This window comes from Ruegeria sp. YTSA219 (assembly GCF_059609985.1).
The window spans coordinates 64,753-89,964 of the sequence record NZ_JBXWMT010000001.1 but is presented as its reverse complement, the minus strand read 5'-3'; the positions used below and the strand labels follow the sequence as shown (position 1 = coordinate 89,964).

The 25,212-nt window shown below is 57.8% G+C and carries 21 protein-coding genes and 1 riboswitch; of the genes, 6 read left to right on the top strand and 15 right to left on the bottom strand.

The genetic code is table 11. The annotated features are described in order from the left end of the window. Positions 1-6: 6 nt before the first annotated feature. From folP to AC2FFB_RS00435, 8 genes are all read right to left on the bottom strand, one after another. Positions 7-1,005, bottom strand: coding sequence for a dihydropteroate synthase (gene folP / locus AC2FFB_RS00470; protein WP_496874359.1), 999 nt, complete (start codon positions 1,003-1,005; stop codon positions 7-9). Continuing rightward, complete coding sequence (locus tag AC2FFB_RS00465) at positions 1,002-1,922, bottom strand: dihydroneopterin aldolase (RefSeq protein WP_496687550.1); 921 nt, start codon at positions 1,920-1,922, stop codon at positions 1,002-1,004. The genes folP and AC2FFB_RS00465 overlap by 4 nt, the downstream gene beginning before the upstream one ends. Positions 1,923-2,022: 100 nt before the next feature. Continuing rightward, on the bottom strand, positions 2,023-3,351 hold the full coding sequence (locus AC2FFB_RS00460) for a multicopper oxidase family protein (RefSeq protein WP_496687547.1): 1,329 nt from the start codon (positions 3,349-3,351) through the stop codon (positions 2,023-2,025). A 116-nt stretch (positions 3,352-3,467) separates the two neighbouring features. Further along, positions 3,468-4,109, bottom strand: a complete 642-nt coding sequence (locus AC2FFB_RS00455) for a cell wall hydrolase (RefSeq protein WP_496710154.1) — start codon at positions 4,107-4,109, stop codon at positions 3,468-3,470. A gap of 186 nt (positions 4,110-4,295) precedes the next feature. Then, positions 4,296-6,857, bottom strand: coding sequence for a putative PEP-binding protein (locus tag AC2FFB_RS00450; protein ID WP_281972295.1), 2,562 nt, complete (start codon positions 6,855-6,857; stop codon positions 4,296-4,298). A gap of 36 nt (positions 6,858-6,893) precedes the next feature. Next, a complete protein-coding gene (glyS, locus tag AC2FFB_RS00445; RefSeq protein WP_496874479.1) occupies positions 6,894-8,963 on the bottom strand; it encodes a glycine--tRNA ligase subunit beta in 2,070 nt (689 codons plus the stop codon). A gap of 57 nt (positions 8,964-9,020) precedes the next feature. Then, a complete protein-coding gene (gltS, locus tag AC2FFB_RS00440; RefSeq protein ID WP_496874358.1) occupies positions 9,021-10,223 on the bottom strand; it encodes a sodium/glutamate symporter in 1,203 nt (400 codons plus the stop codon). Beyond that, on the bottom strand, positions 10,220-10,747 hold the full coding sequence (locus tag AC2FFB_RS00435) for a DUF6446 family protein (protein ID WP_496874357.1): 528 nt from the start codon (positions 10,745-10,747) through the stop codon (positions 10,220-10,222). The genes gltS and AC2FFB_RS00435 overlap by 4 nt, the downstream gene beginning before the upstream one ends. A 92-nt stretch (positions 10,748-10,839) precedes the next feature. On the opposite strand from AC2FFB_RS00435, the gene AC2FFB_RS00430 reads away from it, so the two are divergent. Continuing rightward, on the top strand, positions 10,840-11,472 hold the full coding sequence (locus tag AC2FFB_RS00430; protein WP_496874356.1) for a MarC family protein: 633 nt from the start codon (positions 10,840-10,842) through the stop codon (positions 11,470-11,472). A gap of 8 nt (positions 11,473-11,480) precedes the next feature. On the opposite strand, the gene AC2FFB_RS00425 is transcribed toward AC2FFB_RS00430, so the two are convergent. Further along, complete coding sequence (locus AC2FFB_RS00425; protein ID WP_496874355.1) at positions 11,481-12,410, bottom strand: glycine--tRNA ligase subunit alpha; 930 nt, start codon at positions 12,408-12,410, stop codon at positions 11,481-11,483. 204 nt (positions 12,411-12,614) lie between these two features. Here AC2FFB_RS00425 and AC2FFB_RS00420 point away from each other — a divergent pair, with 204 nt between their 5' ends. Continuing rightward, a complete protein-coding gene (locus AC2FFB_RS00420; RefSeq protein WP_496874354.1) occupies positions 12,615-14,351 on the top strand; it encodes a serine protease in 1,737 nt (578 codons plus the stop codon). A gap of 45 nt (positions 14,352-14,396) precedes the next feature. Here the strand turns inward: AC2FFB_RS00420 and AC2FFB_RS00415 are convergent, their stop codons facing one another. The 5 genes from AC2FFB_RS00415 to metZ form a co-directional block, all read right to left on the bottom strand. After that, entirely contained in the window at positions 14,397-15,980 is a 1,584-nt protein-coding gene (locus tag AC2FFB_RS00415) for a thiamine pyrophosphate-binding protein (protein WP_282027467.1), read from the bottom strand. Next, positions 15,980-17,428: a TrkH family potassium uptake protein gene (locus AC2FFB_RS00410; RefSeq protein ID WP_496874353.1), complete on the bottom strand. Its 1,449-nt coding sequence runs from the start codon at positions 17,426-17,428 to the stop codon at positions 15,980-15,982. The genes AC2FFB_RS00415 and AC2FFB_RS00410 overlap by 1 nt, the downstream gene beginning before the upstream one ends. Positions 17,429-17,478: 50 nt before the next feature. After that, entirely contained in the window at positions 17,479-18,240 is a 762-nt protein-coding gene (locus tag AC2FFB_RS00405) for a hypothetical protein (protein ID WP_496874352.1), read from the bottom strand. A 275-nt stretch (positions 18,241-18,515) separates the two neighbouring features. Then, the gene (gene folE2, locus AC2FFB_RS00400; protein WP_142634540.1) at positions 18,516-19,619 is read right to left on the bottom strand and encodes a GTP cyclohydrolase FolE2; all 1,104 of its coding nucleotides are present in this window, start codon (positions 19,617-19,619) and stop codon (positions 18,516-18,518) included. Between the two features lie 171 nt (positions 19,620-19,790). Next, a complete protein-coding gene (gene metZ / locus AC2FFB_RS00395; RefSeq protein ID WP_496874351.1) occupies positions 19,791-20,981 on the bottom strand; it encodes an O-succinylhomoserine sulfhydrylase in 1,191 nt (396 codons plus the stop codon). Positions 20,982-21,043: 62 nt separating this feature from the next. Next, positions 21,044-21,121: riboswitch (SAM riboswitch) on the bottom strand. Between the two features lie 130 nt (positions 21,122-21,251). Here metZ and AC2FFB_RS00390 point away from each other — a divergent pair. The 4 genes from AC2FFB_RS00390 (at position 21,252) to AC2FFB_RS00375 (ending at position 23,843) form a co-directional block, all read left to right on the top strand. Continuing rightward, positions 21,252-21,941, top strand: coding sequence for a glutathione S-transferase N-terminal domain-containing protein (locus AC2FFB_RS00390; RefSeq protein WP_271946383.1), 690 nt, complete (start codon positions 21,252-21,254; stop codon positions 21,939-21,941). A gap of 60 nt (positions 21,942-22,001) precedes the next feature. Further along, positions 22,002-22,628, top strand: coding sequence for a GNAT family N-acetyltransferase (locus AC2FFB_RS00385; protein WP_496874350.1), 627 nt, complete (start codon positions 22,002-22,004; stop codon positions 22,626-22,628). A gap of 136 nt (positions 22,629-22,764) precedes the next feature. Next, positions 22,765-23,088: a 2Fe-2S iron-sulfur cluster-binding protein gene (locus tag AC2FFB_RS00380; protein ID WP_496713476.1), complete on the top strand. Its 324-nt coding sequence runs from the start codon at positions 22,765-22,767 to the stop codon at positions 23,086-23,088. After that, on the top strand, positions 23,088-23,843 hold the full coding sequence (locus AC2FFB_RS00375) for an FG-GAP repeat domain-containing protein (protein ID WP_496874349.1): 756 nt from the start codon (positions 23,088-23,090) through the stop codon (positions 23,841-23,843). The genes AC2FFB_RS00380 and AC2FFB_RS00375 overlap by 1 nt, the downstream gene beginning before the upstream one ends. An 86-nt stretch (positions 23,844-23,929) precedes the next feature. On the opposite strand, the gene purD is transcribed toward AC2FFB_RS00375, so the two are convergent. Next, entirely contained in the window at positions 23,930-25,192 is a 1,263-nt protein-coding gene (purD, locus tag AC2FFB_RS00370) for a phosphoribosylamine--glycine ligase (RefSeq protein ID WP_496874348.1), read from the bottom strand. Between the last annotated feature and the right edge of the window lie 20 nt (positions 25,193-25,212).

Sequence of the window (25,212 nt, the reverse complement as noted above, 5' to 3'; positions counted from 1 at the left end):
ACCGGATTACCGGACGGCGGCCCATAGACGCAAGGCCTGAGCGGTTTCAGCGACGTCATGAACACGCAGGATCTGCACACCCTGTGCCAATCCGGCCAGCCCCACGGCGATGGATCCCGGCGCACGCGCGTCTTTGCGGGGCTCTTTGCCTATCTGCCCGATAAACCCCTTTCGGGATACGCCCAGCAGGATCGGACACCCCAAACAGTGAAACAGGCTGAGATTCTGCAGAAGGATAAGATTGTGCTTTTCGGTTTTGCCAAATCCTATGCCCGGGTCGATAATGATCTGGTCCCGGCTCATGCCGAGGTCTTCAAGAAAACCAACCTGCCCATGTAGGAAGTCATAAACATCCAGCAAAACACTGTCGTAAGTCGGGTCGTCCTGCATCGAACCGGGATCGCCCTGCATGTGCATCACGCAGACAGGGGCCCCAACCTGGGCACAGAACGGCGCAAGGTCCGGGTCGAAGGTAAAGCCCGAGACGTCATTGATCAGCCCTGCCCCGACTTTCCAGGCGGCTTTGGCGACGGCGGCTTTGCGGGTGTCTATGGAAATCAGCGCATCGGTGGCCGATCTGATCGCTTTGATCAGCGGTTCGGTACGGGCGATTTCCTCGTCTTCAGGAACAAAACTTGCGCCGGGGCGTGTCGACTCGCCTCCGATATCAAGAATACTGGCGTCCTGCGCGACCATGTCCCTCGCCGCAGCCTGTGCCGCCTCGACCGAGTTATGCACCCCGCCATCCGAGAAACTGTCCGGCGTGGCATTGAGGATGCCCATGATCTGGGGCCGATCCATCGCAACGCCAGAAATAGCGGCCCGTGGACGTGTCAGCCGATCCAGCACATCGCCGGGAACCTGCGCAGCCGGGATGATGCACGCGGCTTCAGTCCGGCTGAGGCGTTCGACATGGGTGAACCACAGCGTCTGACCGGCTAAGGTCACCGCCCCTTCAGGGCGCGCCTCACCATGCTGAACCAGGGGTCGGTAGTAAGCAGTCACAGATTCGCCTGATCCACCGGCACAGCGCGCAGCGGAGTCTGGGGTGAGTCCGGCAAGGCGCCTCCGAATACCATCAGCTCGCTCGCTTCGAATGTCGCGGCAAACCACGCCGCCAGAGCGACCGCATCCGAGGGCGCAGCCGACGGGCCGTCCACTGCATCAAGCACGATCTTGGACGGCGCCCAGACGCAAATCTGCCCGTTCTTCATGGCCCAATCCAACTCGGTCCGGGTGGAAACGACAACGCAGCGCAGGTCGCGCGCGGCCAGTACCCAGGCGTTCTGTTCAATGGCCAGCAGGTCGATCCGGCGCTGAGTCATCGCGTGACCGGTTTGCGAAACGGCCATATCCGCCGCCCCGACGCAGAGGATCAGGGGGCGTTTCCGGTTTTCCAACTGGTCAATCCAGCCGGTCAGATTGTCCGACGCGATTGCTTCGTTTGACAGGAAGGCCAAACGCGGGTGCGGACGCTCTTCCTCGACCAGCTCGTGGTGAGTTGCATCTTTACCGCGCACGATCTCAACGCCCAAAGCGCCGGGGCCACGATCCAGCTTTTCTATTCTGACAAAGGCTCTTACAGCCTGAGGTTCAAGCAGAATTCTCTCGGCAATCCGGTCCGCCAGAGTTTCCAGCAGGTTCAACCGCTCGGCCGACAGCTCAAAGCCGATGGCCTCGGTCACACGATCATAGGACAGGATGCGATCAACATCATCGTCAATAGGATCGGTCAGCGGGCGCACCTCGACAACGATATTAAAGCAAATGCGTTGCGTCGTTCCACGCTCGGCCTGAAAGGCGCCGATCTCGACCTCGACAATATGGTCACGCAGAGAGATGCGATCCAGAGGTCCCCGCGTGGCAGTCGCCTCGGACCGCTCGGACGGGTGCGCAAAGGCAAGACGGATTTCAGAACTCATGCGATTGACCCTTTGGGCTTGGTGGACGTATCGGCCCTAATTACACATTGCAGGCCCTATAACATCGCAGCAAACGCCATTCCAGTCTTCGAATGCGGCGTCAGCTGACGCGAAACCAGCTCATCATTCCGGATGCGGAATGACCCAGCATATGGCAGTGTAACAACCAGTCGCCTGGATTGTCAGCAATCAGCGCGATTTTACGGGTCTGACCCCGCCCTATCAGTATCGTGTCGCGCCAGGGGCCCAGCGTGCCGTCATCCAGGATGATGCGGAAATGGTGCCCATGCAGGTGCATAGCGTGGGGAAACGCCGTTTCATTGACAAACTCAATCTGATGAGCACTTCCCAATCGCGCATCCAGAAACGGCTCATCCGGTCGATCAGAATAGCCATTCAATGCCCAAAACCTCCCGAGTTGGGCCAATTCACGGCCTGATAGTTCGGTCTCGCCCATATTGGCGGAATCCAGCCAGCGCATGGCCCCGCCTTGCAGCGTCATGCGATGGATCGGTGCGTCGTCCAGCCGAACCTTAGGCATCTCATTTGCTGGCAAAGGGCGGATTCCAGTCCTGTTTGCCGCCGCCTGACCGGCCACCGCAAGCCGAACCAGACCGAAGCTGTCACCGCGTTCTTGACTTACAAGCCCGGCAATCTGACCCTCATCACTTTGCACATCCACAATCAGATCCATCCGCTGAGCAGGTGCAAGCGGGACGTTCCCGGAAACCGGCAAAGGGTCAACCAGAGGCATTCCATCCAAAGCGACGATCCAACCTGTCAGACCATCCAGCCCCAGATCGAATATCCTGGCATTTGCCGCATTGATCAGCCGCAGCCTCAGGCGCGCGCCGCGCGCCACTGCATATTCTGGATCAAACTGGCCATTAACTGTGACGAGATTGCCCAAACGCCCGGCGTGGCTGAGGTCGTGCTGGTTATCAAAATCTTCTACGATCTGCCCGGTTTCCGGGGCTAACCTCCAGTCGTCCAGGACAAGGGTCAAATCCTGATCCACATCAGGCAGATTATCTTCTTCGACAATCAATGGGCCGTAGAGGCCACGCGCAACCTGCTCCATGGATCGGTTATGGGCATGATACCAATATGTCCCCGCATCCGGGACCACAAAGTCATAGGTAAAACTGTGGCCTGGCTGAACAGCGTCCTGCGTCAGACCCGGGACTCCGTCCATTGCATTGACAATTCGAATGCCATGCCAGTGGATCGTAGCGGGTTGGGGCAAATCGTTTACCAATCTGCGCCGGACGTTTTGCCCTTTGCGCAGGCGAATTTCTGAACCGGGCACATTTCCACCAAAGGACCAAACCGAGGTCTCGGGGTACCCGTCAGGGGCCAGCTGTCGGGAGACGATCTGGGCAACCAAATCATCTATTGCGGCATGCACTGCCTTGGGCAACAGCAACATTGCTGTACCGGATTGCAATATCTGTCTGCGTGATAACAACAATACGGACCTCCTTGGCCCGCAATCTAAACCGATTTTCGTCCCGCGCCAGTAGGGTTCCAGCGCGGGTGCGTCAATCAGTTGCTCGCCGTCTGATAGTTGTGACGGTAGAAAATATGAACACCGATACGCGCAGTTTCCTTGTAGACCTTGGCCCAAGACGGGCGCACTGCGGTCGTGTGATAATGCGTAGCCCCTTCGGTGAGCTTTTTGGCAGCCCCGTCGATGGCTGTACGCGCGACTTTCGCTACACGCTCATAGGCCTTCTTTTCTCGGATCACTTCCTCTTGACCGTCACAGGTATAGGTGAACTGGCACTGGTATTTCTTACCTGTGCCCTGATTGATCACACCACACAGCGTGTCGGGAAAGCGGCTGCTGGCAACACGGTTGAGGATAACCTCCGCCACAGCAAACTGACCGCGCACACCTTCGCCGCGCGCTTCAAAGTACAACGCCTCGGCCAGGCACTTGAACTGTTCACCTCCGGTGGCGGTGGGTTGCTCGTCCAACCAGCTCTTGGAGTAGGACACTTCTTTCGGCTCAGGCTCCTGTCGGGGCTTGAACAAATTCAGATAATCGCGAAAATTCTGACCGGGCAGTTCGCTACGGGCGACCAGCTCACGTTTCGCAGTATCGGTTGCTTCCCTCTCAGCGAAGGACACACTAGGCAGCATGGTTGTCGCCATAACGGCAACAGCCAGAATATATCTTAGCATCAGATAACCTCGCACAGGCACATTCTGCGCCATACCCTCCCCCGGCGGGCGCGATGAGGCTCATACCGAATTGAATCGGAAACGTCCAGATCAGAAGAAGATGCAAGTGGAAAATCGCCGTAACGTCAAAATAAGTTGACGACGGCTACCTTCTTTTCACACTAATCCTTGGGTCGGCAGTTACTGTCAACCCCCAAGTCTGGACGAAATCGCCAGTTGAGCGGCAGCCAGCCGAGCGACAGGTACCCGGAAGGGTGAACATGACACATAGTCGAACCCCAAATCCCGACAAATTGCGATTGATTCGGGGTTTCCGCCATGTTCGCCACAGACCGACAGGGTCACGTCCGGCTGAACCCGGCGTCCGCGTTCAGACCCCAGCTTCAGCAATTCCCCTACACCATCGGGATCTAGCACGTGGAACGGATCCTCGGCGAAAACACCCTGACGCACATAAGCAGACATGAAACGACCAGCGTCATCACGAGACAATCCATAGGTCATTTGGGTCAAATCATTGGTGCCGAAGCTAAGGAACGCAGTTTGTGGAGCGATTTCGTCCGCCCGCAGGCAGGCACGCGGCGTTTCCACCATGACCCCCAGCCGATATTCGAACTCTTGCCCTCGTTCAGCTGCTACCGACGCCGCAACCGTGTCTATCCGAGATTTGACAAGCTCAACCTCGCGCTTGGCCGAAACCAGCGGTATCATCACCTCGGGGACCACCAGAGCGCCCTCTTTGCTGGCCTCAAGCGTCGCCTCAAAGATTGCCCGGGCCTGCATATCATAGATTTCCGGCACCGTGATGCCCAGCCTGACGCCGCGCAATCCCAACATCGGATTATATTCGGTCATCTCGGCGACACGGCGTTCCACATCCGAAACCGGCAGATCAAGTGCCTCTGCCAATTCACGCTGGCCACTGCGAGTCGTGGGCAGGAACTCATGCAACGGCGGGTCGAACAGGCGGATACAGACCGGTTGACCTTCCATAATTCGAAAGAGTTGCACGAAATCTGCGCGTTGCATCGGAAGCAGACGTTCCAGAACCGCCGCACGACCGGAAGAGGTTTGAGCAAAGATCATTTCGCGCATCACGATCAGGCGGCCGGGATCAAAGAACATATGTTCCGTCCGGCACAGGCCGATCCCTTGTGCCGAAAAGTTCCGAGCGGTCTGCGCATCCGCAGGCGTATCGGCATTGGCGCGGATCTCAATATCACGTTCGGCGTCTGCCCAGCTCATAAGCGTCTGAAAACAATCGTCTAGCGCCGCCTCAAGCATCGCGGGTTGCCCCGCCAGAACCTGCCCCGAAGTTCCGTCTATCGTCAGCTTGTCGCCCGTTTTGAAAACGCGGCCATCCTGGGCTGTCAACATCTTCTCTTTGGTCTGAAACCGCATTTCAGAGGCGCCAACGATGCAAGGCAGGCCCAAGCCGCGACCGATCACGGCCGCATGGCTGGTCATCCCACCCTTTTCGGTCAGAACAGCCACTGCGGCGTGCATTCCCCGGACATCTTCCGGGGACGTCTCTCGGCGCACCAGAATACAGGGCTCGCCCCGCGCGGCACTGGCCTGCGCCTCGGCCGCAGTAAACACAAGCTTTCCGGTTGCCGCCCCTGGACTGGCTGCAATGCCTGTGGTCAGCACATCACGGCGCGCGTCGGGGTGAACCTGCCGGTGCAGCAACTCGTTCAGAGAATGCGGATCGACCCGCATCACCGCCTCTTGCTGAGGAATGATGCCATCCTCGGCCAACCGAACGGCAATCCGCATGGCAGCACGGGCACTGCGCTGCACGCGCACACCGTCCAGAATGTGAACGTGCCCATTTTCGATGACGAATTCGACCTGCATTTCCTCACGCAGCTTTTCGCGCATGATTGCAGCATGTGCCTTGAGTTCCGCGAATGCCTTGGGCGCAACTTCCTCAAGCGACTTACCACGCGGATCCTTTTCCAGATACAGCGCAGCGACCCCCTCGCCCAACGCATCGCGACCCTGGCTTTGGCTGAGGTAACGACCGGTTATCTGCTGCAGCCCTGTTGTCGGATCAATCAGTTGCAGAACGCCGGACCCGCATTCGCCCTGCCCCACACCCGGGACCATCTCCTGAATGACCAGGCCCAGACCTGCATCCGCTGGCGCACCTTTTGCCTGGCGTAACAGCCGGGCTGAGGTTCCATCCCAGGCCCGCGCCATCGATCGCAGAACCGCAACCAGCTGCTCACCACGATCCTGTGGGAAAGGCTCGTCGGTTTCATCCTCATAGGCCCGCAACGACTGGCGCAGACCTTCCAGCCCATCGGCCTCGATGTCGTCAAACACATCCGCATCCAGACGCGCCACATGAATGGCATAGCTTTGCACAAAGCGCAGCGACAGTGCAGCCGCGGCCTCGTTCCCCATCTCGTCTGACAGATCCACATAGCGCGCATCATTCATACCGATGTTGAGGATTGCCCCAGGCCCGCCCCAATCGGGGTCCTCGGAACTTGGACGAACACATAGCAGCGCCGCCTCGTCGAACTGTTCGAGAATAGCCGCAATGTCGGGCACCTGCCCGCCGGCGATCCGCTGCACTGCATCAAAGGACAATGCAACCGTTCGTGGTACGGGAAAATCCAGCCGAACCAGACGCTGCAGGCATTTCGCGCGCCCGCCATGAGTATTCGCCGCTACGGGCGCTTCGGCTGTGATCAGAGTGGTATGCGGGTTATTCTGCACTGCGGCACCTTTTGGTTTCACCGCAGCATAGGCCCCTGCGCCCGTGGCGCAAGAGCGTTAACCTTCGATTCGGGCCAGATCGGCCACGCTGGAACAGACCTTCCTGATCTGGCTGAGCAGGTTCAGACGGTTGCGGCGCAGGATGTCATTGTCGGTATTGACCTGCACATCCTCAAAGAACGCATCCACCGGCCCGCGCAGCGCGGCCATGGCCGTCATCGCGGCCGGGAAATCCTCGGACGCCAGCGCTGTGTCGATCTGTGCCTGAGCCTGATCCAATGCTGCAAACAGTGCTTTCTCGCTGTCTGTTTCGGCAAACTTCACATCCGCCCCATAGGAATATTCCACCCCATCCTTCTCTTCCGCCTGAGAAAGGATGTTGTTGGCCCGCTTGAACCCCTGCACGAGGTTCTCGCCATCCTCGGTCGCGATCACCGTGTTCAGCGCGCGCGCACGTTTGACCAGCAGGTTGAGGTCGTCATTCCCGTCCATCGCGATACAGGCGTCGATGATGTCGTGACGGATGCCCTCGTCGCGGAGGAAGGTCTTGAGGCGGTCGTGGAAGAAATCCATCAAATGTACGACCGCTACGCGATCATCCAGTTCCTTCAAAGAAGCGTTATCTCGATCATGCGAAGCAGCCTCCTTGGCTCGGCGCATAGCTCTTTCAAAGAGGCGCAACATACTGATTTGAATTTCGTTCTCCAAAACCAACCGAATAACCCCCAACGCCGCACGACGCAGGGCAAACGGGTCTTTCGATCCGGTCGGTTTCTCATCAATCGCCCAAAACCCGGTCAGCGTGTCCAGCTTATCGGCCAGCGCCACGGTCACCGACAGCGGTGCGGTTGGTACGTCGTCTGACGGGCCCAGCGGCGAGTAATGCTCTTGCGCCACAGCGGCCACGGCCGCGTCTTCACCTGCAGCCTCGATGTAATACCGCCCCATAAGCCCCTGAAGTTCCGGGAATTCATAGACCATTTCCGAGCTCAGGTCGGCTTTGGCCAGACGCGCGGCTTTCTCAGCCTGGTCTGCGTCCGCTCCAACAATCGGTGCAAGCTCGCGTGCCAGCGCGGCAATACGATTGATCCGTTCCGCCTGCGTGCCCAGCTTGTTATGGAAGGTCACATTCTCCAACGCGCGGGTCCATTGGGCGATGTCCGATTTCGCGATGCGCAGGTCGTTCTCCCAAAAGAACTTGGCATCCGCCAGACGGGCCGACAGCACCTTTTGGTTCCCCGCCAGAATGGTCGCCCCATTATCGGCGGTCTCGCGGTTGGCGACGGTGATGAAGCGTTCGATCCGGCCTGTCCTTGGGTTCTTTACGGAAAAGAACTTCTGGTGTTCCTTCATCGAGGTCTGCAGCACCTCAGGCGGCAGTTCCAGGAATTCCTCGTCGATCTGCCCCATCAGCACCACGGGCCATTCGACCAGACCGGCAACTTCGGCCAGCAGACCCTTGTCGTCGACCACTTCCAGACCGGCGGCAAACGCCATGTTCTGCGCGTCGTTCCAGATGTGTTCGGCGCGTTCCTCGGGTGACAGCACAACAAAGGCGCGTTTCAGCTTGGCGGCGTAATCCTCGAAGGACGTGACAGAAAACCGGTTCGGGGCCATGAAACGGTGGCCCTCGGTCGTGTCGCCGGATTTGATCCCTTCGACCTCGAGCGGTACGACCTGCGCGCCCGCCTCATCGCTGAGGATACACAGGATCGAGTGCAGCGGACGTACCCAGCGCATCGGGCCACTGCCCCAGCGCATCGACTTGGGCCAGGGGAAATTGCGGATCGTCGCCTCAAGCACTTCGGCCACGATGTCTGCCGCCGGGCGGCCGGGCTTTTCGATCATCGCGAAATAGACCGCGCCTTTGGGCGTTTCGCGTTCTTCCAACTGATCGCGGGTCAGGCCGGCGCCACGCAGGAAGCCTTCGATGGCCTTATCCGGCGCACCCACTTTCGGGCCTTTGCGTTCCTCGCGGATCGACGGGCTCTCGGCCAACAAGCCCTCGACCGCCAGCGTCAGGCGGCGGGGCGTGGTCAGAGAGGCCGCCCCGGCATAGGTCAGACCGGCCTCGACCAGACCATCGGTGATCCGCTTTTTCAGGTCTTCACCGGCACGGGTTTGCATACGTGCGGGGATTTCCTCGGAAAACAGTTCGATCAGCAGGTCGGGCATAGTCGGTCCTTAGAAATTGACGATCGTCTGGATGACGATGGCATTGGCGATATCCACAAAGAATGCGGATACAAGGGGCAGTACGATAAAGGCAATAGGGGACGGGCCATATCGCTTGGTTACAGCGGTCATATTGGCAATGGCGGTGGGGGTCGCGCCCAGCGCAAACCCACCGAAGCCTGCGGCCAGAACCGCGGCGCGATATCCCGACCCCATCACCGGAAACAGCACATAGATGACGAAGATCACGGTGAAAGCGGTTTGCGCCGCCAGAATGACCATTATGGTCACACCCAGTTCCGCAATCGTCCACAGCTGCAAGCTCATGAGAGACATGGCCAGAAAGGTGCCCAGAGCAAGCTCTGAGACCAGCCCCAGCGCCGATGTGCGGCTGACGGGGACCGAGTTCGGCCGCAGCCAGCTGCGCAGGTTACCGATTACGATGGCAACGATCAGGCAGGGCACAAACAGGGGAAGTTTCAGCCCGGCCTCTGCGATCAGGACGTTCACACCATAGCCGATGATAATAGCCAGATGCAGGTACAGCATGACCCGCATCAGCCCAAGAGGCGTGATGTCAGGATAGCGCTGTTCTTCAGTAGCCACACCAACCGTCAGTTCTTCGCTCGGGCGGTCGGGCGTCAGGTTGTAGCGTTCGACAAGGTATTTCGCGACAGGACCGCCAACCACAGCGGCCAGCACCAGACCCAGCGTTGCCACGGCGACGCCCAGCTCGGTCGCGCCCTCCAACCCGGTTACGGCGCCTACGTCCGGCGCCCATGCAATCGCAGTTCCGTGCCCGCCGATCAGGGCGGCAGAGCCAAACAACACTCCGGATTGGGCAGGGAAACCAAAGGCAACCGCGCCAAGCGCCCCGATGCCGTTTTGCATGATGATGGTGATCAGTGTCAGAACCAACAGCAAGCCCAAAGGTTTGCCGCCCGTCAGCAGATCCTGAAACCGGGCGTTCAGGCCAATTGCCGCAAAAAACAGCACCAGCATGTAGTCCCGCGTTGCCATCTCAAACTCGAATGAGATGCCTGTGGCCATGTATAGTATCAGCATCACCAGCGCCGCGACCAACCCTCCGCTGACCGGCTCGGGTATGTTGAAACGCTGCAGCAGCTTGACCTGTGTGTTCAACTCGGCCCCCAAAAGATAGACCGCCAACCCCAATGTGGCGGCGATCATATTTGGGATGAGATAGGTCATTGCACCGTTTCCGGCAGCTGCGGGCATTCCTCTCCGACGACCGTGCCGTCATAGGCCTTTTCCCCGCAGTTGTTCAGCGCGTGCCAAACATAGCCTTTTCCATCCTGGGTTACAGCGACGATCCGGTCCACGCCAAAGTGTATATTCTTAGCCCCGATAAAGGCCTGCGCCTGACCGGTCTGCAACGCGTTGGCAATCATTATGGCATCGTAGCACTCAAACCATCCGGGCGCCGTCAACGGTTCGGGGTCATTGGCGGTCTGATAACCAGCCAGATCTGCTGGCGTCAGGTCAGTTTCAAAGCAGGCGCGGTATCGAATCGGAGAGCTGTCCGCATCAATCGCCTGAAAGTCCGTATAGGCGATGGTCTCGGGCTCATCTGCGCCGATTGCTAGCAAACGGACATCCTGTCCCGGCTTTGAGACCACTTCATAATAAAAGCCGTAAACTTGCAGATAGTACATGGCCCCACCAGCCAGAACAGCCGACCCAAGAAGGAGAATAGCAAGTAGTTTTCCGGTCATCGTTCGAGCATCCTATTCACGTGGCCTCTTTCATTGAGGTCGAAAATGGGCCAGTTTCCAACCTGATACAGGCTGACATTAGGGTAATGAAAATGGACACGACTCTCGCCGCAGGTTTTTTCGGCGCGCTTTTTGCGATCATGAACCCGATCACCAACTTGCCCGTTTTTCTGAGCGTGACTGATGGTCTGACCCCCGCAGATCAACGCAAGGTTGCGGTGAAAACCGTCACCTACTGTCTGATCCTGGGCGGTGCTTTTGCAGCCAGTGGCAGCAAGACATTGGGACTGTTCGGCATCAGCGTCAATGATCTGCGCGTTGCGGGCGGTCTTGTTGTCCTGATGATCGGCCTGAACATGCTGAGCGGCACCGAGAGCACGGCGCATCACGGAACCGAAGGCGAAAAGAAATCTTATCCCGAGGCCGACACCGTCGCCTTTTATCCGTTGGCCTTTCCCATCCTCGTTGGGCCTGGCACAATCACGACGTTGATCCTCTATGCACATCAAATGTCCAAACCTATGGACGTCATACTCTATGCGGCCGTTTTTCTGGCAGTGCTGTTTTTGCTGTTCGTCACATTCTGGAACGCCGCGGCGCTGTCCAAGCGGCTTTCGGACAACGCTCGGGTGATCATGAGCCGCTTTATGGGTATGATCCTGTCTGCCATCGCAATCAGCATGATCGCGGACGGACTTAAAGTTCTGCTTCCCGGTTTGGCGTAACTGCCGCATCAGACCTCGTACCCGGCGGCTTCGGTCTGGGCGAAGGCGTCGGCGCATTGCTTGGCCAAGGCGCGCACGCGTCCGATATAGGCCTGCCGTTCCGTCACCGAGATCACGCCACGCGCATCCAGCAGGTTAAAGATGTGCGACGCCTTGATGCACTGATCATAGGCCGGATGCGCCATGATGATGCGTTTGCCGGTCTTGGGATCGTCATGATCCTGCGCCAAAATGGTGGCACATTCAGCCTCGGCCTCTTTGAAATGGTCGAGCAACACGTCGGTATTGGCCACGTCAAAGTTCCAGCGGGCATATTCTTCTTCGGTCTGTTTGAATATGTCACCATAGGTCAGCGGGCTGGGTGACTGCGGATCGTTGAAGGGCATGTCCATCACGTGATCAACACCCAGCACATACATCGCCAGCCGCTCCAACCCATAGGTCAATTCACCTGAAACCGGCGCGCAGTCATGGCCTCCGACCTGTTGAAAATAGGTGAACTGGCTGACTTCCATGCCGTCGCACCAGACCTCCCAGCCCAGGCCCCAGGCGCCCAGGGTTGGGCTTTCCCAGTCATCCTCGACAAACCGGATGTCATGCAGGTCCATGTCGATGCCGATTGCCTCAAGGCTGCCCAGATACAACGCCTGCAGGTCCGGCGGGCTAGGCTTGATCAACACCTGATACTGATAATAGTGCTGCAAGCGATTGGGGTTCTCGCCATAGCGCCCATCTGTTGGGCGGCGCGAGGGCTGTACATAAGCTGCGGCCCAGGACTTGGACCCCAACGCGCGCAAAGTAGTCGCGGGATGGAATGTCCCTGCCCCCACTTCCATGTCATAGGGCTGCAGAATGGCGCAGCCTTTTGACGCCCAATAGGTCTGAAGGCGCAGGATGATCTCCTGAAAAGAGCGAGGTGCGTTGGACTTAACGGTCATCACATTCCCTTTGGACGCCATTGCGCCCTGTTCCGGTGGGTTTTGCCCTTCCTATGCAAGGGGCCAAGGGGCGTCAACGGGACAGTGTGCCCGGGAAGCCACTGAGCGGCCAAACTGGAAATTCCCCGTATTCCAGGCATGGTGTTTCAACCCGCATATCGCGTACTCTTCATCGCAGAAAAACACCGCGGACACAGGCACACAATGAGACGCATATTAACGGTAATTTCAGTTCTTTTCCTTTTCGGCGTGCGGGCATCATTTGCGCAGCAAGACGGAGGTGTTTGGGTCCAGGTTGAGGCGCAGCCTTCGCTGCGTGAAGCCCAGGAACGCGCACAAGCCTATTCTGGCGCGTTGCCAGACGTGAATGGATTTCGCCTGAATTCGGGCTGGTATGCCATTGTGATCGGCCCGTATCTGCGCGGCGATGCCGAGCAAGTTCTGCGGGTGTACCGCGCAGAGGGGCAAATTCCAGCCGACAGCTTTATCGCCTTCTCGAACACACTGGGGCAGCAGTTCTGGCCGGTCAGTGCGAATACTCAGGACCAGGCTGCTGTGACAGCGCCGGTCGCACCTGAACCGGAACAGCCAGTGGCCGAGGCAACCCCGCAAATTGCCGATGAAACCAGATCACAGGCGCTGCAAAGCGAACGATTGCTGAGCGCGCAGGAGCGTATGGGCCTTCAAACCGCACTTCAGGCAGCCGGTTTCTACAACTCGACGATTGACGGTGCCTTTGGACAGGGAACGCGTCGCTCGATGGGCGACTGGCAAAGTTTCAACGGATACGAGGCGACCGGGGTTTTGACGACGGCACAGCGCAAGGCCTTGATGGATGACTATAACGCGCCATTAATCAGCGCCGGAATGCAGCGCTACACAGACCCACAGGCAGGTATCGAGATGGCCATGCCGCTGGGTGTTGTTGCATTCGACCGATACGAGGCCCCCTTCGTGCATTTCAACGGCTCGACCGACCTGAATGCTCAGGCCCTGCTGATCAGTCAGGATGGCACCAAAGCAACCCTGCGGGCCCTTTTTGAAGTCATGCAGTCGCTGGAAATCGTTCCGCTTGAAGGCCCTCGCCAGCTGCGCGGTGACAGCTTTACGCTGGAAGGTCGCGGCAATGACATTGTATCCTATACCGAGGCCAAGCTGAAAGATGGTCAGATCAAAGGTTTTACCCTGGTCTGGCCCGAAGGGGACGAGGCGCGCCGTACCCGCGTTCTTGCCGCCATGAAAGCGGGCTTTAGCACCACTGATGCGGTTCTTGACGCCGCCGCCGGATCGGACGCTGCGCAAAGCATTGATCTTGTATCCGGCCTGCAGGTTCGCAAACCGCGCCTGTCACGCTCGGGGTTCTTTGCGGATGCCAAAGGCACCGTCCTGACCGTGACCGAGGCGGCAGATAGCTGCTCGCGGATCACGCTGGACGGCGCGCACGAGCTTGAGGTCGCCTCGACCGATCCCAATATCGGCATCGCCGTTCTGCGGCCAAGCCGCGACCTTTCCCCGATCAGCGTGGCCGAGTTCAGCAGCACCAAGCCGCGGATTCAGTCCGAGGTTGCGGTCTCCGGATTCTCGTATCAGGGCGTTTTGGGCGGTCCGACGCTGTCATATGGGCAGATCGCCGACCTGCGCGGCCTGAACGGTGAGGATGGCGTGAAGCGTCTGGCGCTGGCCACCCAACCCGGCGATGCAGGAGGCCCCGTGTTTGACGGCAACGGTCAGGTGGTCGGGATGCTTTTGCCGACCCCGACGAATGGGCGGACCCTGCCCGCCTCGGTCAGCCTGTCTGCCAATACAGAGAGCCTGAACAAGGCGCTGAGCAAGGCTGGGCTGGCAGGTCAATCCAGCGCCACCGCCGCCACGCAGGTCTCACCCAATGAGCTTAGCCGCCGGGCAAATGGGATGACTGTTCTGGTACAATGCTGGGATTGAGTTCGTAAAATCGCGCATTAACGCCGCCCATCCGGGCGGCTTTTTTTATTCTGCGCGCCATATGTCCGGAGTGATCCGGATCAATGTCGGCCCCTTAGCGGAAAACGCTTTTCGCACCGCAGACTGCATGTCTTCCAGTGTTGAGGGCGCAGCAGACAAGGCGCCGAATGCCTCGGCCAGTTTGCAAAAGTCAGGGTTTCGCGCAACGACAGCATTCGGCGCGATCTGACTGCCCACCATGCTGTCTTCGATCTCTTTCAGCTTGCCATTGTCCCAAAGAATGATCGGCAGGGGCAAACCCAGCTCTACCGCCACGCCCAATTCCATCATCGTGTAGTGAAAGCCATAATCCCCAGCAATCACAGCAGTCGGCCTGCCCGGCCGCGCGATAGCGCCACCTATTCCAGCCGGCAACGCATAGCCCAGCGTGCCAAAGCCGTTCGGGTGGTGCCAATGATAGGGGAAAGGCATTTCCCACACCCCCTTGGCAACATAGGCGAACTGGGTCATGTCCGAATACACCATCACATCCGCTGGCATTGCCTTACGCAAGGCATCCAACACCGGGACAATACCGGGCCGTTCCGCATCAATCTCGGCGCGCCATTTACTGCGGGCTTCGGAGACCTCATCCGAGGACCAGCCATTTGCCGGTTTGACATGGTCAATAGACGCCCACATCGCGTGGGCAAAGCTTCCGCCATCCGCCTGCAACTTGACAGAGGCCCGATGATGGTCCGACAGGACCTGAGGGTCCAGATCAATGCGGATCATATTGGCCGTATGCCCCAGCGCATCGCGCCACAGATCGACCTCACCCAGCTCGGCTCCGACGACCACCACAAGATCGGCGGAGGCGATGATCCGGGCGCTTTCGGGACGAGACAAGGCAGCCCCAAAATCCAACGCATAATCCAACCCCACCATTCCACGCCCCGCATAGGTGGTGAAACAGGCCGCTCCGATCTGTGTCAGAATCTGCCGCCACAAGTTTGATCTTGCACCACCTCCCAGAACGAACAGCGGCCTGCGCGCAATGTTCAGCATCGACAAGACCGGCGCGACGTCCGGCGGCAGAGCCTTTGTCCGCAAACCCGGCTGGTTCGGGAATGGGGCTGGGTCAGCCTGTGCCTTAAGTTGCGAAATCGGCACCTGTATGTGCTTGGGTCTGGGGCGGCTCAACGCGAACTCTTCGAAAGCACGTTCAACCAGGCCATAGGCGGCCGAAGCTGTATTAGCCTGCAACGACCAATCCGCGACCGTTTCTCCGGCGGCACGTTGATCCTTCATCTGATGAAGCTGTCCCTGCAGCGCCTGATCATCATCAAGGCAGGAGGACAGCACCAGCATTGGCACCGAATCCGAATACCCCTGCCCCATGGGTGTCATGATGTTGCACAGCCCAGGCCCTGTGATCACATAGGCCACGCCAGGATTGCCGCTTGCGCGCGCATATCCGTCCGCCATGAAACCGGCCCCCTGCTCGTGACGCGCAAGAACATGGGTGATGCCGGCTTCTTCGATCCCGCGATACATCTCTTGATTATGGACGCCGGGGATACCAAAAATCACATCAACACCCCGATCCCGGAGCATGTGCGAGATTTGAGCGCCAAGTGGTCTTTTCATCAACTTCTCCAGAAATGGACTGTGAACAGCGCATAGACCGCGAGCAGTTCAAGCCGACCGACCAGCATCCCCGCAGATAGTAACCATTTGGCTGTATCGCTGAGCCCGCTGAAATTACCCGCTGGTCCGATCTGATCCCCAAGGCCCGGACCAACATTGGCCAACGCTGTTGCTGCACCCGAGACAGAGGTAATGAAATCCAGCCCGGTCAGCGCCAGCGCCCATGTCAGAAAACCCAAAGACAATACGAAGAACATGAAAAAGCTCATGACCGAAGTCAGGACATCCGTTCCGATGGGACGCCCGTCATAGAGAGGCATGAACACCCCATGCGGTGAACGGATACGCCGGATTTGAGTTTTGATGGATGCAAACAGCAGTTGATAGCGGAAAATCTTGATCGAACAGGCAGTTGATCCCGCACACCCTCCGATCAGGCCAATCAGGAAGAACACCATGATCGGAAAACTGCCCCAACCCATATAATCGACGCTGGCATATCCGGTACCTGAAATGATCGATGTGATGTTGAACAGCGATTCCCGCACCGCCTGTTCCCAGTGATGCGGAAAGACAGAGGTCAAAAACACCGCCATGACGGCTACAAGAATCAGGATCGTGGCCAAAAACGCCCGAATCTGACTGTCGCGGAACAGGGAGCCGGTGCTGCCATTGGCAAACTGAACATAACGCACAAATGGCAGGGCAGCGAGGATCATGAAAATCGACGCCGCATATTCCGCCGGACCCGAGAAGGTACCGAACGATGCATCATAGTTTGAAAACCCACCGGTCGAGATTGTGGTCATAGAATGAACCACGGCGTCAAAAAAGCTCATGCCAAGACCGGTGTAAACAAGCGCGCAGACCACGGTCAGGAACACGTAGATCAGGGAAATCTGGCCTGCGATTTCTTGCGCCCGCGGCAGGATCTTACCCATGGTTTCGAAACCTTCCGAACGGAAGATCTGCATTCCTCCGACCCGAAGCTCGGGCAGAAAAACCATTGCAACAACGATGATCCCGATACCGCCCAGCCATTGCAGCACACCGCGCCACAAAAGCAACCCCTGCGGCAGCCCGTCGAGCCCGGAAATCACGGTCGAGCCCGTGGTCGTAAGGCCAGACATGGCCTCGAAATAGGCATCGACAAAGCGCAACTCGGTTTCCCCGAACAGGAAAGGAATTGCCCCAAATAAAGGCAAAGCCACCCAAACGCCGGTCGTGAGCAGAAAGGTCTGACGGATCGTCAACCCTTCGCCAACGCCATTTGAGCAGCTCATAGAAAGGACAGCGCCGGTCAGAATGGTGATAACGCTGCTTTCAAGGAATACATGCCATTCGCCGCGGCCCTCGATAAGGTCCGCAAGCATGGGCAACATCATGGTCGCCCCAAGAATGGCGACCAACAGGCCAATCACATATCCTACCGGGCGCATGTCCGTCATGAGGCGCAGCGTTGGCGCGCCTGCACGACTGTGTCAAGCGGATGTCCCGATTACTTTTCGGTTTTGCCGCTCGAGACGGGCATCACGGGCGGTTTCGAAGGCGCGCGTGACCGGCGTGCAGCTGCCGCCTGTCCCGACTGAGCCTTCGGCGCGGCCGGATTTGTAGGTGCAGGTTTGGCGGTTGCAACCCGATCTGCCTTCACCTTGGACGCTACGGGTTTAACAGCTGCGGTTTTTGCAACAGCAGCGTCGATCGCTGCGGCGGGAGCAGCAGTTTTTGCCACTGCAGGTCTGACTGCAGCAGGTTTAGCGGCTTCTACTTTGGGCGTTTCAGATTTGGCAGTTACGGTTTTGGTAACTGCAGGCTCTGCCGTAGCGGCTTTGGGGGCAGCGGGCCTAGCTGCGACCTTTGGGGCTGCGCCTTTTGCCACTGCAGGTTTTGCCGCGGACTTGGTCTGTGCCTTTTTCGCACCCCCCGACGCTCTGGCTTTTGTCACAGGTTTCGCCAGGGCGGGCTTGGGCGATTCGGCCTTTGCCTTGACTTCTGCCTTTTTCTGGACGGCCACTTTGACCTTTGCCGCAGGTTGCGGATCAGCATTGACCACAGGCATCGCCTGAGATTTGAACTCAGGTGCCTTCACGTCAGCAACAGTCTTTTCGGAGGCGACACGCAGGGCCTGAACCTGGGCGAAGGGCAGTTCAATCGCAGAGTTGGTCAGAATTTGCATGATTTTCAAATGGTTGGTCATTGCCTCACCGGCAAATCGAATTGCTGCTGCCTGAAATTCAAATGGCTGGGTAAACGGGTTCATGAGGTTGTTCTCCTGTGAAAGTGATGCAACCCGCGAATGAGTAAAGAACCCTGCCCGCCCTGACTAAACGGGCGGATTACGTTGCCTTGCAGTCCTTGGCGTCGCACGTGCCGGCTTCCTGATTGAGTGAAATGATCACCAGAACAGTGACCACGGGATGGCTGCATTCAAGGATAGTTTACAGCAAGAACTTCGCGCTTGCAGCATTTATCGCTGCAATGCGGCGAAATTTCACCACGCCAGTACTTAATCAACGCTTTACAAAGGTTTAGAGCCTATCCGACATGAAACAATGTCGTAAACAGCCTCGGATCCAGGCTGGAGGACACAAAGGTCGGGCCCTCAGTCAGAACAGAAACGGCATCATGGCTGTGCAGGCTTTCTTGATGGCTGGCGATCACTCGGAAATCGCCGATATGATGGTCTGCCAAAAGTTCGGCACAAAACAGGCGTGCCGCGTCTTCGACAAAAATCGGGTTTGCGGCGTTCAGCTCGGCAAAGGCCTGCTCATCTTCACGTTTGACCATGACCTGCGTCTCGGTCGGCACCGCCCTGCGACACAGCGCAATCAGATCTTCGAACCAGAGGCAATCGGCATCGCAATCGACCGCAACCGATATCCGCGCAACCGAGCGCTGCGAATGCGGCGTCGCCAGTTGCCCTCGTGTAGACCGCGCATGCTCGCTGAGCTCCAGAGAACATGGGCACGTCGAGGAATACACATAATCCAGATGCATGATCTTTTGACGCACGCCATTCTGTTCAACCAGTTCCAGCGCGATATCGTAATATTGATAGCCTTCCAGACCCGAACGCAGGCTTTGAGTCCTGTCCGGGTAAGAGAACCGCATCTGGATACGTGCGTCAAAGCTGTCCAGATCGGTCATATAGTCGTTCAGCGCAGCCTCGATCACCTCAAAGCTGAACGTGCGCTCAGCATGTTTGTAGAACGAACGCATGATACGGGACATGTTGATGCCCTTCTTTTCCGCATCAAGGCTGACAGTGCCAGTCACTGAGGTCTCCAGCGTCAGGTCGTCGCCCTGCTTGCGGTGAAAACGGATCGGCAAGCGGAAATTCGATATGCCAACATGTTGAATCTGTTGCTTCGCCCCACGGATCAGGCTGGAAGGTCCATTCTGAAGGTCAGGCAACGAGGCGCGGTAGGCCTCATCCACAGCAAACCCCTCGGGGTAATGCCGCGACAGGGATGGGTAGTTGACCGGCAGGAGCCCCGGCACAAGCCGCGCGACAGCAGGATCAAGCTGACCGATTTCAGCCTCGGTCGCGTTCTCGGCCCATTTCCGCAGGGTTTTCAACGCTGCCGCGGCCTCATCATTGTTGGGGGCGTCATCAATGTCACGGGGATACACGTTCATCGATCAGGGCTCCTCGGGTTGGTCGCCGGACTATATATATGTTCGACGCGATTTCCAGTCTAATGGTATACGCGCCGAAACACAGCCCGGATCGAAACTTCGTGATGGGCGCATCATGCGCACAAGTCACAAACCGCTTTCGAACTATGCCTAACAGTCCAGATGACGCCCCTATTGCTGAGAAACGTCCAATGCGCGCTTGATATCGGCAAGAAGATCATCGGCGTCTTCCAGACCGACCGAGAACCGGATGAGGCCCGGAGCAATGCCCAGCTCAACTTTTTGGTTGTCACTCAATCTTTGATGTGTGGTGGTTGCCGGGTGGGTCGCAATCGACTTGGCATCGCCCAGATTGTTCGAAATCACCGGAATCGTCAGGGTGTTAAGGAAGGAAAATGCCGCCTCTTTTCCGCCCTTGATATCCAACGACAGCACAGTCCCGCCTTTGCCGCCAAGCTGCGTTTGTATCAGATCATTCTGCGCATGAGACTTCAGACCGGGGTAAAGCGTCCGCTCCAACGCCGGATGGCCCTCTAGCGCCTCAGCAATCTTCTGGGCGGTTTCGGCCTGTGCGTTGACCCGCAAGGCCATGGTCTCAAGCCCTTTCAACATGATCCACGCGTTGAAGGGGCTAAGCGCGCCTCCGGTGTGTTTCATATAGGGCTCGACCGTACCACGGATGAACTCTTTGGTGCCGATGATGACACCACCCAGGGCGCGGCCCTGCCCGTCAATATGCTTGGTCGCCGAGTAGACAACCACGTCAGCCCCCTGAGCGATCGCGCGCGAGAAAACTGGGGTCGAGAACACATTGTCCACGATGACCGTTGCACCAACCGCATGGGCCAGAAGGGAAACGGCTGAGATGTCGATGACCTCAAGCGTCGGGTTGGACATGGATTCGAAGAAAACCGCTTTGGTGTCCGGGCGGATCGCAGCCTCCCATGCGTCAAGATCGGTACCGTCCACAAAGGTCACTTCAACCCCGAACCGGGTCAGCACGTTTTCCAGAATATACAGGCACGACCCGAACAGAGCCTTGGCAGAAACAACGTGGTCACCGGCTTGCAACATCGAAGTCAGTGCCGCATTCACCGCAGCCATTCCAGAGGCGGTGGCAAAAGCGTCTTCGCCCCCTTCCAGAGCCGCGATACGCTGTTCAAACATCGAAACTGTCGGGTTGCCATACCGAGCGTAAATGAACTCATCAGGGCCGGTTTCGATGAACCGCGCCTCGGCCTGCTCGGCCGTATCATAGACAAATCCCTGGGTCAGAAAGATCGCCTCGCTCACTTCGTTGTATTGGCTGCGGCGGGTGCCGCCATGGACGGCTTGTGTGCGCTTGTTCCAGCTCTCGCTCATGTCATTCCTTTCAGCCCCGCTTGGGAGGCAAACAAAAAACCCCAGACGCGGCCAAGCGAAAGGGGTCTTTCATCCTGACCTTTTAGCGGTGTTGTTTAACGTGGCCCGCAATCCGGTAACAAATCGCCACTTGATGAGGATGCATTTACGCCCCGTCCCAGATCACGTCAAGACCGGCTGCACCAAGGTCACGCTTTCGTAACACACCTGCGCGCCCTCTTGCCGAACGCGCTGAAACCTCCATGATCGCGTCCAGTTTGAGGAGATGACATGATCGATCTATATTTCTGGCCCACGCCCAACGGCTGGAAAGTGTCCATCGCTTTGGAAGAGATGGAGCTGCCCTATAAAACCCACCTGATCAACATCGGCCAAGGCGACCAGTTCGACCCCGAGTTCCTTAAGATCGCCCCCAATAACCGGATGCCCGCGATCGTCGATCCGAACGGACCCGGAGGGACGCCGGTATCTGTATTCGAAAGCGGCGCGATCCTGATGTATCTCGCCCGAAAAACCGGACGCTTCTATGGTGAAACTGAACGTGACCGGATTGCTGTCGAAGAATGGCTGATGTGGCAGATGGGCGGCATCGGCCCGATGGCGGGACAAGCACACCATTTCCTGAAATACGCACCTCAGCTGGACCCGCCGCAAGACCTGCCCTACCCCAAGGATCGCTACCGTGCCGAAGTCGGACGTCTTTACGGCGTTCTGGATCGCAGGCTGGCCGAGAACGAATATGTGGCCGGCAATTTCTATTCCATCGCCGACATGTCGATCTGGGGCTGGGCGAGCTTGTGGGAAGGGCAACAACAGGTGTTGGAAAACAAGCCTCACTTTACCCGCTGGTTGGAAACCGTAAGCTCTCGCCGCGGTGTGCAAGCGGGCCGCGCCTTGCATGCCGAGTTGCGCGGAGATCACCGTGACAGGCAATCGCAGGGCGTTTTGTTTAAACGATAAGCGAGGGTATTGTTTACACGGTATGTCGCATTTTCTGGATGCCAGAATCAGGAGTGAATTTTGACCGTCCTAGTACAACCGGCCTCCAAATCTGTTCCACCCGAGGCTCTCGCCGATCTTCTATGGAGCACAGATCCAAAACTAAACGGTTACATATTTGGAAAAATGGATGTCTTGCTTAAGATCATCGGAACAGAATGGCCCGCGCAACTAGGTTTGTATTCGTTCAAACATGCCTTCACGGCCATGTACCGTGGCAAAGTCGCCGGCCTCCTTATTGGGCATACAGAAGAAGAATATGCTGCGAATTTCGATTTTTCCGTCGATCATCAAGCTAATGCTCTTGGCGAAGATGAAGCCCGTCATCTAAAATCTGCCTTGCATTGGATGGATCGGTTGTTTCCCGCCCCGCGTCAAAACTCTTACTACATTCTCGAATTCGCTGTGAACCCAGACATGCAGGGTACAGGCATTGCCAGCCAACTCTTTGCAATAGCAACGAAACGGGCTTTGGCGGGTGGGTGCAATCAAATATGCCTTGATGTAGCTGCCAACAATGAAGCCGTTAGTTTTTATGAACATATTGGATTTAGCGTCGAAATTGAATCGCGCGTGCCCGTTTTGGACGACGAGCATGGAATAGGAATGCACCTGCACATGGTTCTAGAGATCGGTCAAAGCGACTGACATCGGTGCAGGCTCGATTGCAATATTGTCGATAAGAATATTCAGCCGCGACCGTTCATGTCGCAATTCCCACTGGAAACAGGCAACGCCCTTCACTAAGGAAGAAATCGACAATCGAAAAAGGAAGACGCACGCAATGGCAAAGATCACCTATGTCGAGCATGGCGGTACCGAGCACACTGTCGAGGTCGCCAACGGACTAACCGTCATGGAAGGAGCCCGTGACAACAACATTCCCGGCATCGAAGCGGATTGCGGCGGCGCCTGTGCCTGTTCGACCTGCCATGTCTATATCCACCCCGACTGGGTTGAGAAAATTCCCGGCAAGGATGACATGGAAGAAGACATGCTGGACTTTGCCTATGAGCCCGACCCTGCCCGTTCGCGCCTGACCTGCCAGATCAAAGTCACAGAAGAGATGGATGGCCTGATCGTTCAGATGCCGGAAAAACAGATCTGATGCCCTGCAAAGCGCCGCGCCTACCCTACCGAACTTGGCAGGGTCAGGCCCGCGGCGCAGCGCTGACGTTGTGCTTCTGGCTGACCGGCCATGTCCCGCTGGCACTGGCAGAGACCGTCCCAGCCGCTCGTTTCACCGAGCCGACTACACGTTACGCCCACGGAGTTCTGGGTGATAACATCGAATATGGCGCGTTGGAGCTGACTATCCAAAGCGGAAATGTGACCATCCGTCTTCCATCTGATCGCGTATTTGAAGATCTCGCTCCACGGCTTGTAGACGTGGATCAGGTTGGGACCCCCGAGGCCATTGTCGTTGAATCTCAGGACCAAGCGGGCGCTCAGTTGGCCATCTATGATGCCAGAGGCGACAAAATCGCCGCAACTCCGCATATCGGTACCCGCTTTCGATGGCTTGCTCCGGTCGGGGCGGCGGATCTGGATGGGGATGGCAATATCGAGATCGCCTATGTCGACCGCCCTCATCTGGCCAAGACATTGCGCATTTGGCGCTTTGTCGACGGAGAATTAATCCAGATTGCCGCCCTACCAAGGCTGACAAATCATCGGATCGGCGAAGATTTCATCACAGGGGGTCTGCGCGACTGTGGCAATGGCCCGGAACTGGTTGTCGCGTCTGCGGACTGGCGCGAAATTGTCAGCATCCGCTTTGACAATGGCTGGGTGCAGCATCTGGTCGCCCCCTTTAGCCCGAAAGCAATGACCTCTGCGCTTAACTGCGTACCCTCGCCCTGACTGCAGCCCGCGTCAGAGGGCTGCCCGGCCCAAGTCCATTGACGCTGCATCTCTGATGCAGTGGCTGGGCGCGGGAGCCGTCGCGATTACAGCGCCCGCCATCCGATATCCCGGCGAAAGAACCCCTCTGGCCAGTTGATCCCGTCGATCAGCTCATAGGCGCGGTCACGCGCTTCCTGCAGGTTCCGTCCGCGTGCGGTGACATTCAATACCCGGCCACCACTAGAGACGATCTGACCGTCGGCTTCTTTGGTTCCTGCGTGAAACACCATATTGCCGCTATCTTCAGATATTTCATCCAGCCCTTTGATCACGCTGCCTTTTTGGTAGGCGCCCGGATAACCATTAGCGGCCATGACTACCGTCAAGGCGTGATCATCCGCCCAGTTTACACGCGCCTCGGCCAACCGGCCTTCTGCTGCGGCGTGCATCAGGTCCATCGCCTGCGCGCCCAGGCGCATCATCAGCACCTGACATTCCGGGTCGCCGAAACGCACGTTATATTCAACCAACCGTGGCTGGCCGTCCTTGATCATCAAACCAACATAAAGAACGCCCTGAAACGGCGTTCCGCGCCGCTTCATCTCTGCCATGGTGGGGCGCACAATCTCGTTCATCGCGCGCTCTTCGATTACAGCGCTTAACACAGGAGCCGGAGAATACGCGCCCATGCCGCCGGTGTTCAGACCGGTATCGCCCTCGCCTACCCGTTTATGGTCTTGCGCCGTGCCAATGGACAGGTTGCTTTCCCCGTCGCACAGCACGAACAGAGATGCCTCTTCACCTTCCATGAACTCTTCGACCACAACTTCGGCACCGGCACCACCAAAGGCTCCGCCAAACATGTCATCGATCGCATCCAAGGCCGTCGCTTCGTCCATCGCAACGATCACACCCTTGCCCGCGGCCAAGCCATCAGCCTTGACGACGATAGGTGCGCCCTGCTTTTTGATATAGGCTTTGGCTGGCTCGGCCTCGGTAAACCGGGCGTATCCTGCGGTTGGAGCATTGGCGGCGTCGCAGATCTCTTTAGTAAAGCTCTTGGACGCCTCGAGACGTGCAGCCGCGGCCGAGGGGCCAAAAACCAGCACACCGGCCTCGCGCAAACGATCCGCAACCCCCGCAGCCAATGGCGCCTCGGGGCCGACGATCACAAAGTCGATCGCGTTCTCATCCGCAAATCTGACCACCTCACCGCCGTTTTCGATGTCCAGTGCCGCACATTCGGCGATCTGGGCAATCCCAGCATTGCCCGGAGCCACAATCAGGCGATCACATTTCGGGTTTTGCATCACCGCCCAGGCCAGGCTGTGTTCGCGCCCACCACTGCCGAGAATGAGGATGTTCATGACTGCTCTCCGATCTGCTT